This is a genomic window from Chelativorans sp. M5D2P16 (assembly GCF_034427935.1).
GTDB lineage: Bacteria > Pseudomonadota > Alphaproteobacteria > Rhizobiales > Rhizobiaceae > Chelativorans.
The window spans coordinates 303,641-318,133 of the sequence record NZ_JAXQNM010000038.1 but is presented as its reverse complement, the minus strand read 5'-3'; the positions used below and the strand labels follow the sequence as shown (position 1 = coordinate 318,133).

The following is a 14,493-nucleotide window of genomic DNA, read 5'->3' as shown; positions in this document are numbered from 1 at the left end:
CCTGTAGCAGAGACCACGAGAGACAGGAGCGTTTTTCATGCGAGCAACGGTTACGGCGATGCTGGCGGCATTGCTGCCGCTCACGGCAGCACACGCGCAGGAGGCGGAGAGCCTTTCCGCCAATATGGTCAACACCGAGGAGAGCGCGGTGGGGACGGTGACGTTCAACGCCACGCCCTCCGGCATGGTGCACATCGTGGTGGAGATGACGGATCTGCCGCCGGGCCCGCACGGATTCCATATCCATGAGACGGGCGAATGCAGCACCGAGAACAATTTCGAATCGGCTGGCGGTCATTATGCCGGCGACATGGAGCACGGTGTCCTGAGCGAGAACGGGCCGCATCCCGGTGACCTGCCCAATGTGCATGTCGGGGAGAACGGCGTTCTGAAGGTCGAATTCTTCACGGACCGGGTTTCCATCGGTGAAGACGGCGAGAACCCGCTGCAGGATGAAGACGGCTCGGCCGTTGTCATACATGCGGGCGCGGATGACTACAGCAGTCAGCCTTCGGGTGATGCTGGGGACCGCATCGCCTGCGGCGTGATCCAGTAGGAGCGCCGGTTGCGTCGCCCTCCCGACCGTGAGAGCAATTCCAGGAAAAGTGGAGGACGGTTTTCTGTCCGGAATTGCGTGGAATCAAATTGTTAGATCGCGAGGGAGGCCCGAACGCAAGGAAGCCGCCGGCGCACCGGCGGCTTCCTCCCGCGAGACTTGAACAGGTTCCGGTCAGGCGGCGAGGTCGCGCAGGACGTAGGGGAGGATGCCGCCGTTCTTGAAGTATTCCAGCTCGTCCTCCGTATCGATGCGGCAGAGCACCGGGACATCCTTCACCGTTCCGTCGGCATAGGTGATCCTGGCCGTCAGGGACACACGCGGCCTGATGTCGTCGAGGCCCTCGATGGTCACCGTCTCGTCGCCCTTCATCCCCAGTTCCTGCCAGCTCGTGTCCTCGGCGAAGACGAAGGGGATGACGCCCATGCCGACGAGGTTTGAGCGGTGGATGCGCTCGAAGGAGCGGGCGATGACGGCACGCACGCCGAGGAGGTTGGTTCCCTTGGCTGCCCAGTCGCGGGAGGAGCCATTGCCGTATTCGACTCCGGCGAACACCACCAGCGGCACGCCCTCCTGCTTGTAGCGCATGGCGGCGTCGTAGATCGACATCTCCTCCTTGGAGGGATAGTGGATCGTGTAGCCGCCTTCCGTGCCGTTCTCGCCCAGCATGTGGTTGCGGATGCGGATATTGGCGAAAGTGCCGCGCATCATCACCTCATGATTGCCGCGCCGCGTGCCGTACTGGTTGAAGTCGGCCGCGCCCACGCCGTTGTCCATGAGATATTTTCCGGCGGGCGAGGCCGCCTTGATCGAACCGGCCGGTGAGATGTGGTCCGTGGTGATCTTGTCGCCGAAGAGGCCGAGGACGCGCGCGCCCTTGATGTCGCCGGCAGGCCTCGGCGTCGGTCCCATGCCCTCGAAATAGGGCGGATTCTGCACATAGGTCGACTCGGCATCCCAGGCATAGGTCTGGCCGGATGGCGCCTTGACCTCCTGCCACAGCGCGTCGCCCTTGAAGACGTCGGCGTATTTGGAGGCGAAGAGTTCGCGCGTGACGTTCTTCTGGATGAACTCCTGGACCTCGTGATTGGAGGGCCAGACGTCCTTCAGATAAACTGGGTTGCCGTCCTTGTCCTCGCCCAGCGGCTCGCTGGTAAGATCCATGGTCACGGTGCCGGCCAGCGCATAGGCCACCACCAGCGGCGGCGAGGCGAGATAGTTCGCCTGCACGTCCGGAGAGACGCGGCCCTCGAAGTTGCGGTTGCCCGAAAGCACGGAGGCGACGATCAGGCCCTTGTCGTTGATGGTCTTGGAGATCGGCTCGGGCAGCGGACCAGAATTGCCGATGCAGGTGGTGCAGCCGAAGCCGACCAGGTTGAAGCCGAGCTGGTCCAACTCCTTCTGCAGGCCGGCCCTTTCCAGATACTCGGCAACCACCTGGCTGCCCGGCGCCAGCGAGGTCTTCACCCACGGCTTCTGCTTGAGGCCGAGGCGGTTTGCGTTGCGGGCGAGCAGGCCGGCGGCGATCAGCACACTCGGGTTGGAGGTGTTGGTGCAGGAGGTGATGGCGGCGATCGCCACGTCGCCGTGGCCGATGTCGAAGTCCTCGCCCTCGACCGGATATCGCTTATCGGTGTCGACGGTCTTCTTGTATTCCTTCTCCAGCGCCTCCTCGAAGCCCGAGGCGATGCTGCCGAGCGGAATGCGGCCCTCGGGCCGCTTCGGGCCGGCCATGGAGGGCACGACGTCACCGAGATCGAGCGCCAGCGTGTCGGTGAAGACCGGCTCCGGCGCGTCCGATTCCCGCCACATGCCCTGCGCCTTGGCATAGGCTTCGACCAGGGCAATGCGCTCTTCCGTGCGGCCGGAGGTGGTGAGGTAGTTCACGGTCTCCCCGTCGACGGGGAAGAAGCCGCAGGTGGCGCCGTATTCCGGCGACATGTTGCCGATGGTCGCCCGGTCGGCCAGTGTCATCGAATCGAGGCCGGGGCCGTAGAACTCGACGAACTTGCCGACCACGCCCTTCTGGCGCAGCATCTGTGTGACGGTGAGCACGAGGTCGGTGGCCGTCACGCCCTCACCCAGCTTGCCGGTCAGCTTGAAGCCGATGACCTCGGGCAGGAGCATGGAGACCGGCTGGCCGAGCATGGCGGCCTCTGCCTCGATGCCGCCCACGCCCCAGGCGAGCACGCCAAGCCCGTTGATCATGGTGGTGTGCGAATCGGTGCCCACACAGGTGTCCGGATAGGCCACCGTGGCGCCGTCCTCGTCCTTGCTCCAGACGACCTGGCCCAGATATTCGAGGTTCACCTGGTGGCAGATGCCGGTGCCTGGGGGCACGACGCGGAAGTTCTTGAAGGCCTGCTGGCCCCACTTCAGGAAACGGTAGCGCTCGCCGTTGCGCTTGTATTCCAGCTCGACATTGCGCTTGAAGGCCATCGGCGAGCCGAACTCGTCGACGATCACCGAGTGGTCGATGACGAGATCGACGGGCACCAGCGGATTGATCTTCTCCGGATCACCGCCGAGCGCTGCCATCGCGTCGCGCATGGCGGCCAGGTCGACGACCGCCGGAACGCCGGTGAAGTCCTGCATGAGCACGCGGGCCGGCGAATAGGCGATCTCCACGCCCGCCGTGCCCTTGTCCTCCAGCCAGCTCGCCACCGCCTGGATGCTCTCCTTGGTGACCGAGCGCCCGTCCTCCTTGCGCAGCAGGTTTTCGAGCAGCACCTTCATCGAGAAGGGAAGCCTGGAGATGCCGGAAAGGCCGTTCTTCTCCGCTTCCTTCAGATCGAAATACACATATTCCTTGTCCCCCACTTCGAGGGTACGGCGGCAATTGAAACTGTCGAGGGAATTTGACACGGGCGATCCTATCCTGGTCTGTTCATCCGAAACGGGAACGGACTCCTGAGGCGACAGGCGCGTAGGTGCGGGTACGGTCATTTCCGCGTGTCCGCTCCCCTGCGTCCCGGCCGGTCAAGGCGGCGCGCGCGCGGGCATCGGCACAAAGTCTGACACGCCGACCGCTGGCGTGGTTGTCCGGGGTATAGAGAATTTCGTATGAGAGTTCCATAGCGAGTTTTTGCAAAACAGTTCTCCAACAGGTTTCAGGAAAGCGCGTTGCCCGTCGGACAGAAAAACATGCGGCTTGCCGCCGAAGATCTGAGCGGCGAGCGCGGGGGGGAGCGCATCTTCTCCGGCATGTCCTTCACGGTGGAAGGGGGCCGGGCGCTCGTCGTCACGGGGCCGAACGGGATCGGCAAGTCGACCCTGCTGCGCGTTTTGGCCGGATTGCTGCGACCCGTGGAGGGGCATGTCACCCTCACGGGCGGCGGGGCGGAATGGCCCGACCTGCCCGCCGCCGCCCACTATCTCGGCCATCTCAACGCGATGAAGAACACACTGACGGTGGAGGAGAACCTTGTCTTCTGGCGCCGTTTCCTCGGTGCAGGAGAGATGGGGGTTGAAGCGGCTCTGGAGACGGTGGGGCTCTCGGAGATCGGACATCTGCCCTTCGGCTATCTCTCCACCGGGCAGCGGCGGCGTGCCGCGATCGCCCGGCTGCTCGCCACGCACCGGCCCGTCTGGCTCCTGGACGAGCCGACCGCCGGCCTCGACCGGGCTTCCGAGGCGCGGTTTTCCGAATTGATGCAGGCGCATTTGCAAGGAGGCGGGATGATCGTCGCGGCGACGCATCTGCCGCTGGGGCTGGAAGGGGCGGCGGAGTTGAGGATGGGGGCGCGGGAATGACGCTCTTCGCTGTGCGCGCGTTTCGCGCCCCCTTCGACAAGCTCGGAGCAGAGGCGCGCGCGACGGGGCGCTTCCTCGTCAGTGGGAGCGCTCCCTGATGCTCGCCCTTTATCTCCGCGAGGTGCGGCTCGGCGTGCGCGCCGGGGGCGGGGCGCTGACGGGCGTGCTTTTTTTCCTCGCTGTCGTTGCCGTCATTCCTTTCGGCGTGGGGCCGGACCTCAACCTGCTCGCGCGCATCGGACCGGCCGTTTTGTGGATCGGCGCGCTGCTTGCCAGCCTTCTCGGGCTCGAGCGCCTGTTCCAGGCCGACCGGGAGGACGGGGCGCTCGATCTGCTCGTCATGGCCGAGGACCGGCACATGCTGGCAGCGACCGTCTTCGTGAAGTGCCTTGCGCACTGGACGGCGAACGTGATGCCGCTGGTCGCGGTGGCGCCGCTGCTCGGGCTGTTCATGAACGTGCCGGCTGCCGGGCTTGCGGCGGCGACGCTGACGCTGGCGGTGGGCACCCCGGCCATCACCTTCATCGGCGCGGTGGGGGCGGCACTGACGGTGGCGCTGCCGCGCGGCGGGCTTCTGGTCTCCGTCCTGATCCTGCCGCTGACAATTCCCGTTCTCATCTTCGGCGTGGCGGCGAGCCGCGGTGCGGTGGCCGATCCCGATCCGTTTCTGCCGCCCTTCCTCATTCTCGCCGCGCTGACGTTGTTTTTCGCCGTGATCGGGCCGGTCGCGGCCGCGCTCGCGCTGCGCACATCGGACTGAACGGTCCTGCGGCAACAGGAAGAATTGCGGGAAGGGCCGGTGAGGTCTATTTACGACGGAATGAATGAGAATGTCACCGTGACAGCGCGCCTGACGGCGCTCGCCAACCCGACGCGCTTCCTGGCGCTCGCCGACCGGCTCGTGCCATGGCTGGGCGGGATGGCCGTCGCGGCGCTGGCGGCCGGGTTCGTCATGGCGTTCACCGCGCCGGAGGACTATCAGCAGGGCATCACCGTACGCATCATGTATATCCACGTGCCCTTCGCGTGGCTGGCCATGTTCTGCTACACGGTGATGGCGCTGTCCGCCCTCGGTACGCTGGTTTGGCGCCATCCGCTGGCCGACGTCTCCCTGAAGGCGGCGGCGCCCATCGGCGCGACCTTCACCGCGCTCGCGCTGATCACCGGCTCCATCTGGGGCAAGCCCATGTGGGGCACATGGTGGGTTTGGGACGCGCGGCTGACCTCCGTCTTCGTGCTGTTCCTGATGTATCTCGGCATCATCGCGCTCACGCGGGCGCTGGAGGACCAGAGCCGCGCGGCGCGCGCGGCGGCCATCCTCACGCTGGTCGGCTTCATCAACATTCCCATCATCAAGTTCTCCGTCGACTGGTGGAACACGCTGCACCAACCGGCCTCGGTCTTCCGCCTCGACGGGCCGACGATCCATCCGAGCCTGTTGTGGCCGCTGCTCGTTTCTGCGCTCGGCTTTACGCTTCTGTTCCTGACGCTGCATCTGATGGCCATGCGGGCCGAAATCTGGCGGCGGCGCGTGAAGGCGATGCAGCGCATGTCGGCGCGCGCGGCTGAAGCGCGGCTCATGGAGGGAGGTTCCGCATGAGCCATCTCGCCTATGTCATGGCGGCCTACGCCATCTCCGCCTCGGCGATCGCCGGCCTGGTCATCTGGATCCTCATTGACCAGCGGGTGCAGAAACGCACCTTTCATGGCCTCGAAGTGCGGGGCATACGGCGCCGTTCAGCCGGCCGGGAGGCGCGACGGTGAGCGTCGATCAGGAAAGAGGGCCGCAAGGGCGCCGCCTTCTCCTCATCCTGCCGCTTCTGGCCTTCCTGGCGCTGTCGGCGGTGTTCCTGGCGCAGCTTTTCTCGGGCCGCGACACCTCCGTAGTTCCCTCGGCGCTCATCGGCCAGCCGGCGCCGCAGACGACACTACCCCCGCTCGAGGGGACCGGCCTGCCAGGCCTCTCGCCGGAGGATTTTTCCGGGAATGTCACGCTGGTGAATGTCTGGGGGTCGTGGTGCGTGCCGTGCCGCGAGGAGCATCCGCTCCTGATGGCGCTCGCCGGAGACGAGCGCATCCGGCTGGTCGGGCTCAATTACAAGGACAAGCCGGAAAACGCCCGCCGCTTCCTGGGCGAACTCGGCAATCCCTTCGATGCGATCGGTGTGGACCAAAGCGGCCGCGCGGCCATCGAATGGGGTGTTTACGGCGTGCCGGAGACCTTTCTCGTCGGTCCCGACGGCACGATCCGATACAAGCATGTCGGCCCCTTTTCGCCGGCGAGCCTGAAAAACGAGCTGGGGCCGGAAATCGAGAAAGTGCTGGCGGAAATGTCCTGAGGGGCGAGGGAAGGCACGGCCGCCCTCGTGGTTCGACAGGCTCACCATGAGGGCTGGTTTTGCGCCGCTGCTCGCGAAGCTTGCATGGAGGCCGATCTGCCTTTGCCCTCATCCTGAGCTTGTCGAAGGGCGTGGGCAAAGGCACGCACGGCCGATTCCAATTCACTTCATCATGCTCTACCGCATCGTGGGAATGACGAACTCCGCGCCGTCCTTGACGCCGGACGGCCAGCGCGAGGTGACCGTCTTGGTCTTGGTGTAGAAGCGGAAGGCATCGGGGCCGTGCTGGTTGAGATCGCCGAAGGCGGAGGCCTTCCAGCCGCCGAAGGTGTAATAGGCGATCGGCACCGGGATCGGCACGTTGACGCCCACCATGCCCACATCGACGCGGGCGGCGAAATCGCGCGCGGCGTCGCCGTCGCGGGTGAAGATGGCGACGCCGTTGCCGTATTCGTGGTCGCTCGGCAGCGCCAGCGCCTCTTCATAGGTGTTCGCCCGCACGACGGAGAGAACCGGTCCGAAGATCTCCTCCTTGTAGATGCGCATGTCGGGCGTTACCTCGTCGAACAGGCAGCCGCCCATATAATAGCCGTTCTCGTAGCCCTGCATCTTGAAGCCGCGCCCGTCGACGACGAGCTTGGCGCCTTCTTCGACACCGAGATCGACATAGCCCTTCACGCGCTCGAGCGCTTGCCTGGTCACCAGCGGGCCGAAATCGGCGGAGGCATCGGTCGAGGGGCCGACCTTGAGGCTCTCGACGCGCGGGACGAGCTTCTCCACCAGCCGATCGGCCGTTTCCTTACCCACCGGCACGGCGACGGACACAGCCATGCAGCGTTCGCCCGCCGAGCCGTAGCCGGCGCCGATCAGCGCATCGACCGTCTGGTCCATATCGGCGTCGGGCATGATGATGAGATGGTTCTTGGCGCCGCCGAAGCACTGGGCGCGCTTGCCGTTGGCCGCCGCCCGGCCGTAAATGTACTGGGCGATCGGCGTCGAGCCGACGAAGCCCACCGCCTCGATGTCCGGGTCGTCCAGAATGGCGTCGACGGCTTCCTTGTCGCCGTTGACCACGTTCAGCACACCCTCCGGCAGGCCGGCCTCGATGAAGAGTTCGGCAATCCGCATGGGCACGCCCGGGTCGCGCTCGGACGGCTTCAGGATGAAGGCGTTGCCGCAGGCGAGCGCCGGCGCGATCTTCCACAGCGGGATCATCGCCGGGAAGTTGAACGGCGTGATGCCGGCCACCACCCCGAGCGGCTGGCGCATGGAATAGGTGTCGATCCCCGGGCCTGCACCTTCGGTGTATTCGCCCTTCATCATGTGCGGTGCACCGAGGCACACCTCCACCACCTCCAGGCCGCGCTGGATGTCGCCCTTGGCATCGGGGATGGTCTTGCCGTGCTCGCGGGCGAGCAACTCGGCGAGCGAATCGTACTCCTTGTGCACCAGCTCCAGGAACTTCATGAGCACGCGCACCCGCCGCTGAGGGTTCGTGGCACCCCAGGCCCGCTGGGCAGCTTTGGCGTTCTCCACCGCCTGGCGCACCTCCACAGCTGAGGCGAGCGCCACCTTGCCCCGGACGGAGCCGTCCATGGGCTGCATGACGTCCTGCATGCGCCCGCTCGTTCCGGCGACGCGCTTGCCGCCGATGAAATGACCGATCTCCTCCATGAGAAGCTCTCCCTTCGTTGACCTTGCCTTGATTGTCCCGCTTGCCGGGGTCGAATGCAACGCGAGGGAAAGCGTATCCGTTGTGCGGAAATTATAGGTCGAATAGAGTAGGCTTTGCGAAACACGACACTGGGCCGGCGATGAACTGGGACGATGTGCGCATCTTTCTGAGCGTGGCGCGCACCGGGCAGATCCTGGGCGGGGCGCGGCGGCTCGGCTTGAACCACGCGACCGTTTCGCGCCGGATCGCCGCGCTCGAGGCGGCGATTGGCGCCAAGCTCATCCGCCGCACCACCGTGGGCAGCGAACTGACGGAAGCGGGGGAACGGCTGCTGCCGGTCGCCGAGCGGATGGAAGCCGACATGATCTCCGCACGCGCCGAGATCGCCGGCGAGACGGAGGAGATTTCCGGGACCGTGCGGATCGGCGCGCCGGACGGGTTCGGCGTTGCCTTTCTGGCACCCAGGCTCGGCGGGCTGGCCGAGCGTCATCCGGGCCTTGCCATCCAGCTCGTGCCGGTGCCGCGCTCGTTCTCGCTGTCGCGGCGCGAGGCGGATATCGCGATTACCGTCGACCGTCCGACGGAGGGACGCCTGGTGGCCGGCAAGCTGGTCGACTACACGCTGGGCCTTTATGCTTCAAAGGGCTATGCGGCCGCGCACGGCCTGCCGGAGCGCGCGGAGGCTCTGTCCCACCACCGGCTTGTCGGCTATGTGCCGGATCTCGTCATCAGCCCGACCCTCGACTATGCCGCCGAGGTCTCGGAGACGTGGAAGGCGGCCTTTGCCGTCTCCTCGGCCATGGGACAGGTGGAGGCGGTTCGTTCCGGTGCCGGCATCGGCATCCTTCACACCTTCATCGCGCGCCGGCATCCGGATCTCGTTGCCGTGCCTTTCGCCCGGCCAATCCGCCGCAGCTACTGGCTGGTCTATCACGAGTCCATGCGCCCGACCCGCAGCATCCAGGCCGTCGCCGCCTTTGTCGGCGAGCTCGTGGAGCGGGAACGGGCGCTGTTTTCCTGAGCCGCCGCGGTCCTGATATCAGGTATTGAACATCAACGCGCGAACGCACCTGCGGCGGATATGCCGCGCAGTCTCGACAGAGTTCAGACGAATGGCCGCGCCACGTCGTGCCGGCGCGGTAAGAGGCGGGCCAGATAGTCGAGACAGGCCCCGGAAAGCCGGCTTTCGGAGGCATGCAGGAAATCGTCGGGCATGTGGCGCGTTTTGCCTGCTACGGCGTCCAGCGGAACGCGCCGGCAGACGGTCTGACCGCCGTCGAGCTGCAGCGCTACCGAGCCGCTGCCCTGTTCCGCCACATCGACGGCGAAGGCGCCTGCCTGGAAGGCCTCGCGGGCGTCGGTCGCCTCGATGGTGGCGATGTTGCCGCGCGGCAGGTAACCGAAGGTGTCGACCCGTGCCCGTGTGCCGGGCAGGTCTTCCGTCAGGATGCGTTCGACCGATTGGCCGAGATCCGTGCCGGACAAGCGCAGATTGCCGTGCTGGTCGCGCTCTTGCAGTTCCGGCGGCACGAGGGTTTCGATGAGCGAGCGGCCGTCGGGGCCCACCACGCCTTCCGACATGGCGACGATGCAGCGGCCGTGACGGTCGAGGGTGGCGCGCACGTCGTCGATAAAGCGCGCGCGCTCGAAAGGCCGCTCGGGCACATAGACGAGATGGGGCGCGCCGTCGCCATCGAGCGACCAGGCGGCGGACGATGCAGTGAGGAAGCCAGCGTGCCGGCCCATGACAATGCCGACATAGACGCCCGGCAGCGCCCGGAAATCGAGGTCGACGCTGAGGAACGCACCGGCAACGAAGGCCGCCGCGGAGATGAAGCCGGGCGTGTGATCGTTCTCGACGAGGTCGTTGTCGATGGTCTTGGGCGCGTGGACGCAGGCCATCTTCCCGCCCGATGCTTTCGACAGGATTCCCTGGGTGCCGGCCGTGTCGTTGCCGCCGATATAGATGAAGGCGTCGGCACCGGCGTTTTCGAGCCCTTTCAGGATTTTCTCGCAATAGGCTTCGTCCGGCTTGTCGCGGGTCGAGCCGAGGCCGGCGCCCGGCGTGGCGGCGATTCTTCGCAGCTCTTCATCGGAAAGATCCGACAGCGTGACGAAGCGCCCGTCGCGCACGCCACGCACCCCGTGCAGCGCGCCGAGCACCCTGGCGCCGGGGAAGCGCTTGCGCGCTTGAAGCGTCGCGCCGGCGACCGTCTGATTGATGACGGCGGTCGGCCCGCCGCCCTGTGCGATGACGAATGTTTCGGCCATGTGCGGATCTCCGTCATTTCCCAAGGCATCGCATAAAATCCCGCCCGCTGGAAGCCGCCGGCGGTCCACTATTTCTCAGAGCGCGCCTGCCGGTCCAGATGGCGCTGCAGAAGCCTGATATTGCGGTTGTTGGCCTTGAAGAACACGTCGAACACCGATCCGAGCAGCGGGATGGCGCCAAAAACCACGTCGAGCAGAACATTGCCGCCCATCGCGGCCAGCGTCGTGCGTGGAACGCCCATTCGGGCGGCGCGATAGAGAAGATAGGCGGAGACGATGCCCGTCGCCGCGTCGCCGATCCCGGGGATCAGGCCGGCCACAGCGTCGACTCCGAAGCGTATCGGGGTCCCCGGAATCCGCCAGCGCGAATCGAGCAGCCCTGCCAGCCGCTCCATTTCGGCCAGCCGTTCATCTTCGCTTTTGCTGTGCAAGACCGTTTCCAGCCGTATCAACGCCGCGTGATGATCCACACCGCGTGGATGATGCCGGGAATGTAGCCCAGAAGGGTCAGCAGAAGATTGATCCAGAACTGCAACCCGATGCCGACTTGCAGAAACACGCCAAGTGGCGGAATCAGGATGGCGAGCAGTATGCGTAAAACGTCCATGGCCGGCTCCGATGGTAGACACCCGGCATGAACGCGTAAGGGGGCGCTTTGATCCGCCCGGGGCGCATCGGGTCACAATTGGCCATTGACGCTAGCGCTTGACCACCTCGCCGTCTTCCTTCCGGAAAGTGCCGATCTTCGCATCAGGCAGCAGGTCGAGCACCGTTTCCGAGGGGCGGCACAGTTTCGTGCCGTGCGGTGTTTCGACGATCGGCCGGTTGATCAGGATCGGATGAGCCAGCATGAAGTCGATGAGATCGTCATCGCTCCATTTCTCATCGCCGAGTCCCAGCTCGTCATAGGGTGTGCCTTTGCGGCGCAGGAGGTCGCGCGGGGTAATCCCCATTGCCTCGATCAGTGCGACCAGCTTCTCGCGGCTCGGCGGATTCTTCAGGTATTCCACCACCACCGGCTCCTCCCCTGCCTGGCGCAGCATGGCCAGGACGTTGCGGGAAGTGCCGCATTTCGGGTTGTGGTAGATGGTGACGGTCATCCTCGCCTCCTGGCTGGAACGGCGGGCCGTTATCCGACGAAAGCCCGCTCGACCACGAAATCCGCCGGCTCGGCGTTGGACCCTTCCTTAAGGCCCGCTTTCTCCACCAGCGCCTTCACGTCCTTCAGCATGGCCATGGAGCCGCAGATCATCACCCGGTCTTCCGCCGCATCGAAGGGTTGAGTGCCCAGTGCCTTGAACAGTTCACCGTTCTCGATCAACGTGGTGACGCGGCCCATCTGCGGCGAGTCTTCGCGCGTGGTCGAGGTGAAGTGGTGCAGGCGGCCCTCGGTGAGCTCGCCGATCAGGGGATCCTCGCGCGTGGCCGCGATCAGCTCCTCGCCGTATTTCAGCTCGGCCACGTCGCGGCAGGTGTGGGTGAGGATGAGCTGGTCGAACTTGTCGTAGGTTTCTGGATCGCGGATCAGGCTGGCGAAGGGGGCAATGCCCGTGCCGGTCGAGATCATGTAAAGCCGCTTGCCCGGCGTCAGCGCGTCGTTGACAAGCGTGCCGGTCGGCTTCTGGCGCATGAGCACCGTGTCGCCCGGCTGGATCTTCTGCAGGTGCTGGGTGAGCGGTCCGTCCGGGACCTTGATGGAGAAGAACTCGATCTCCTCGTCCCAGGCGGGGCTGGCGATGGAATAGGCGCGGAAGACGGGCTTTGCCGCATTGGGCAGGCCGATCATCACGAACTCGCCGGAGCGGAAGCGGAAGCTCTGCGGCCGCGTGATGCGGAAGGCGAAAAGCCGGTCCGTGTAATGCTTGACCGAAACCACGCGCTCGGCGAAGACCCCGGGCGGAATCGGGAATTCCAGATCCTGATCGGCTTCGGTTTTCTGCATCGCGGCAGTGCTCATTCGACGTTTCCTTGTATGGTATGCCTCGACACGCAGCTAGCGATGGTGAAGACCTATTTCAAATCACGCCGGGGAAAAAGGTCTTAGTTTGCGCAATTCGCCCATGACGGAGAAAAGCGGCATTGCTTCGAACGGAACCATAGGAGACGTAGGCTCGCAACCTGTTCAGGCGAGCATTCCCGGTGGCGCGTCACGGCCGGATATCTTGCCTTCTTCTCCGCTTGGCCTTACGGGTTGATCGCGGCATTGCCCTATCAGATCGGTAATTGTTGAATAATTATGAGGTATAAATGTTTGAGCGAATTTACAAATCGGGCATGATTCTCGGCCCGCGAATATTATTCTTCGGCGCACTGGTGATGCTCATTGCCGCATTCGTGCCCGTTCTCTTCGGCATACATTTTTATATGATGAGCTTTCAGCGGGGCCCTTCTATCGATGCCATTACTCTTTTCAGCTCCTTCAGAAGTGTTTTCTATTCCAACCTGGTGCCGGCAGGTTACCTGTTCTGCGGCGCATTTCTGGTCGAACGTGCGGACAGGATCATCGAGCACCTTCGTTCCTAAAGCTTGAGGAATTGCCGGCTAACCTCGGCGTGCCGAAAGCAAAATGGCGGGCTGAAGCCCGCCATTGAAACAGCCTGTTCGGCAATTCCTCTCAGCCCGCGGCTTCCTCGCTCGGCGCCTCTTCGGCGGGCGCCTCGGCGACGGCCGCTTCGGCCTCGGCGGCAGCCGCCTTCGCCTCTTCCTCGGCCTGTTTGGCGGCGGCGATGCGCTCCTGGGCCTTCTTGCCCGGCTCGCCCTTCTTCGGGTTCTGGCGTTCCGGGCGCTTGGCAAGGCCCGCCTGGTCGAGGAAGCGCAGGACACGGTCGGTCGGCAGGGCGCCATTGTCGAGCCAGTGCTTGATGCGCTCCTCGTTGAGTTTCACGCGTTCGGCGTCTCTGGGCAGCATCGGATTCCAGGAGCCCAGCTGCTCGATGAAGCGGCCGTCGCGCGGCGAACGAACGTCGGCCACGACGATGTGGTAGTAGGGTCGCTTATTGGAGCCCGCGCGGGCCAGTCGGATTTTCAGTGCCATGCTTCTTCCTTTCGATAATGGCGATCAGACCGGCACGACGTGCCGGAAACACAAGCGCGGCTCGCCGCGCAGGGTGGTTGGCGGCAGGGGCGTGGCCCCCAGCCTATTGGCTACCGCCTGTGACGGCAGATTCTCGGGATGCATGAAGCTGATCAGCGGCGGCAGGCCCTTTTCACGCGCCCAGACCTGGGCGCACCGGGCGGCCTCGAGCGCATAACCCTTGCCCTCGAAGCCCGCGTACAGCGACCAGGCCAGCTCCGGTCCGTCGATGTATGGCGGATGCCACAATCCGGCAAAGCCGACCGTCGCGCCGTCTTCCTTGCGGTCGACGGCGAAAAGACCATAGCCGTTGAGCGCCCACTCGCCGATCATGGAGGTGAAGCGCGTCCACGCATTCCACTCCGCTTGCGGCCCGCCGATATAGCGCGTGCGCTCAGGGTCGGCACGGAAGGCCGCGTAAGCGGGAAAATCGTCTTTGCGCCAGCCGCGCAGCACGAGGCGCTCGCTTTCCAGCACGGGGATCATGCCTCCGCCTCTTTCGGTGTGACCGTGCTGTTGCCGTGCTCCTCGGCGATCGCCTCGTGATGGCGGATCACTTCCTTGATGATGAAGTTCAGGAACTTTTCCGCGAAATCGGGATCAAGATTGGCCTCGTCGGCCAGCCGGCGCAGGCGGGCGATCTGCTGCTCCTCGCGCGCGGGATCGGCCGGCGGCAGATCGTGCTTCGCCTTGAGGACCCCGACGGCCTTGGTGCAGCGGAAGCGCTCCGCCAGCATGTGGAGCAGCGCGGCGTCGATATTGTCGATGGATGCGCGCAGCTCATGAAGCTGCGCCCGGACTTCGCTCGTATCCGCGCCCACGCCCG

Annotated in this window: 18 protein-coding genes; 8 read left to right on the top strand and 10 right to left on the bottom strand. The window is 65.1% G+C overall.

Annotation, left to right across the window (positions count from 1 at the left end; translation table 11 throughout):
* Positions 1–37: 37 nt before the first annotated feature.
* Positions 38–556, top strand: coding sequence for a superoxide dismutase family protein (locus SIN08_RS19310; protein WP_322453226.1), 519 nt, complete (start codon positions 38–40; stop codon positions 554–556).
* A 174-nt stretch (positions 557–730) separates the two neighbouring features.
* Here SIN08_RS19310 and acnA read toward each other — a convergent pair whose 3' ends face one another.
* A complete protein-coding gene (acnA, locus tag SIN08_RS19305) occupies positions 731–3,421 on the bottom strand; it encodes an aconitate hydratase AcnA (RefSeq protein WP_322453225.1) in 2,691 nt (896 codons plus the stop codon).
* A 279-nt stretch (positions 3,422–3,700) separates the two neighbouring features.
* Between acnA and ccmA the strand changes: the two genes are divergently transcribed.
* From ccmA to SIN08_RS19280, 5 genes are all read left to right on the top strand, one after another.
* Positions 3,701–4,309 (top strand): heme ABC exporter ATP-binding protein CcmA, encoded by a 609-nt coding sequence (gene ccmA, locus SIN08_RS19300; RefSeq protein ID WP_322453311.1) that lies wholly within the window; start codon positions 3,701–3,703, stop codon positions 4,307–4,309.
* 97 nt (positions 4,310–4,406) lie between these two features.
* Positions 4,407–5,069, top strand: a complete 663-nt coding sequence (gene ccmB, locus SIN08_RS19295) for a heme exporter protein CcmB (protein WP_322453224.1) — start codon at positions 4,407–4,409, stop codon at positions 5,067–5,069.
* A 60-nt stretch (positions 5,070–5,129) separates the two neighbouring features.
* A complete protein-coding gene (locus SIN08_RS19290) occupies positions 5,130–5,909 on the top strand; it encodes a heme ABC transporter permease (RefSeq protein WP_322453310.1) in 780 nt (259 codons plus the stop codon).
* Complete coding sequence (gene ccmD, locus SIN08_RS19285; protein WP_322453222.1) at positions 5,906–6,073, top strand: heme exporter protein CcmD; 168 nt, start codon at positions 5,906–5,908, stop codon at positions 6,071–6,073. The genes SIN08_RS19290 and ccmD overlap by 4 nt, the downstream gene beginning before the upstream one ends.
* Positions 6,070–6,648, top strand: coding sequence for a DsbE family thiol:disulfide interchange protein (locus SIN08_RS19280; RefSeq protein ID WP_322453221.1), 579 nt, complete (start codon positions 6,070–6,072; stop codon positions 6,646–6,648). The genes ccmD and SIN08_RS19280 overlap by 4 nt, the downstream gene beginning before the upstream one ends.
* A 177-nt stretch (positions 6,649–6,825) precedes the next feature.
* Here the strand turns inward: SIN08_RS19280 and SIN08_RS19275 are convergent, their stop codons facing one another.
* Positions 6,826–8,322, bottom strand: a complete 1,497-nt coding sequence (locus tag SIN08_RS19275) for a CoA-acylating methylmalonate-semialdehyde dehydrogenase (protein WP_322453220.1) — start codon at positions 8,320–8,322, stop codon at positions 6,826–6,828.
* Between the two features lie 140 nt (positions 8,323–8,462).
* On the opposite strand from SIN08_RS19275, the gene SIN08_RS19270 reads away from it, so the two are divergent.
* Complete coding sequence (locus tag SIN08_RS19270) at positions 8,463–9,344, top strand: LysR family transcriptional regulator (RefSeq protein WP_322453219.1); 882 nt, start codon at positions 8,463–8,465, stop codon at positions 9,342–9,344.
* An 83-nt stretch (positions 9,345–9,427) separates the two neighbouring features.
* Here the strand turns inward: SIN08_RS19270 and SIN08_RS19265 are convergent, their stop codons facing one another.
* From SIN08_RS19265 to SIN08_RS19245, 5 genes are all read right to left on the bottom strand, one after another.
* Complete coding sequence (locus SIN08_RS19265; protein ID WP_322453218.1) at positions 9,428–10,594, bottom strand: diphosphate--fructose-6-phosphate 1-phosphotransferase; 1,167 nt, start codon at positions 10,592–10,594, stop codon at positions 9,428–9,430.
* Positions 10,595–10,662: 68 nt separating this feature from the next.
* Positions 10,663–11,064: a DUF4112 domain-containing protein gene (locus tag SIN08_RS19260; RefSeq protein WP_322453217.1), complete on the bottom strand. Its 402-nt coding sequence runs from the start codon at positions 11,062–11,064 to the stop codon at positions 10,663–10,665.
* Positions 11,043–11,201, bottom strand: a complete 159-nt coding sequence (locus SIN08_RS19255) for a YqaE/Pmp3 family membrane protein (protein WP_322453216.1) — start codon at positions 11,199–11,201, stop codon at positions 11,043–11,045. Before SIN08_RS19255 ends, SIN08_RS19260 begins: the two co-directional genes overlap by 22 nt.
* A gap of 91 nt (positions 11,202–11,292) precedes the next feature.
* The gene (gene arsC, locus SIN08_RS19250) at positions 11,293–11,694 is read right to left on the bottom strand and encodes an arsenate reductase (glutaredoxin) (RefSeq protein ID WP_322453215.1); all 402 of its coding nucleotides are present in this window, start codon (positions 11,692–11,694) and stop codon (positions 11,293–11,295) included.
* Positions 11,695–11,723: 29 nt separating this feature from the next.
* Positions 11,724–12,551 carry a ferredoxin--NADP reductase gene (locus SIN08_RS19245; protein WP_322453214.1) on the bottom strand — a complete coding sequence of 276 codons (828 nt, stop codon included), beginning with the start codon at positions 12,549–12,551 and terminating at the stop codon, positions 11,724–11,726.
* Positions 12,552–12,841: 290 nt separating this feature from the next.
* Here SIN08_RS19245 and SIN08_RS19240 point away from each other — a divergent pair, with 290 nt between their 5' ends.
* Positions 12,842–13,117 carry a hypothetical protein gene (locus tag SIN08_RS19240; protein ID WP_322453213.1) on the top strand — a complete coding sequence of 92 codons (276 nt, stop codon included), beginning with the start codon at positions 12,842–12,844 and terminating at the stop codon, positions 13,115–13,117.
* 91 nt (positions 13,118–13,208) lie between these two features.
* On the opposite strand, the gene rpsP is transcribed toward SIN08_RS19240, so the two are convergent.
* The 3 genes from rpsP to SIN08_RS19225 are packed head-to-tail and all read right to left on the bottom strand — an operon-like array spanning position 13,209 to position 14,488.
* On the bottom strand, positions 13,209–13,628 hold the full coding sequence (gene rpsP, locus SIN08_RS19235; protein ID WP_322453212.1) for a 30S ribosomal protein S16: 420 nt from the start codon (positions 13,626–13,628) through the stop codon (positions 13,209–13,211).
* Positions 13,629–13,652: 24 nt separating this feature from the next.
* Positions 13,653–14,153 carry a GNAT family N-acetyltransferase gene (locus tag SIN08_RS19230; protein WP_322453211.1) on the bottom strand — a complete coding sequence of 167 codons (501 nt, stop codon included), beginning with the start codon at positions 14,151–14,153 and terminating at the stop codon, positions 13,653–13,655.
* A complete protein-coding gene (locus tag SIN08_RS19225) occupies positions 14,150–14,488 on the bottom strand; it encodes a chorismate mutase (protein ID WP_322453210.1) in 339 nt (112 codons plus the stop codon). The genes SIN08_RS19230 and SIN08_RS19225 overlap by 4 nt, the downstream gene beginning before the upstream one ends.
* Positions 14,489–14,493 lie beyond the last annotated feature (5 nt).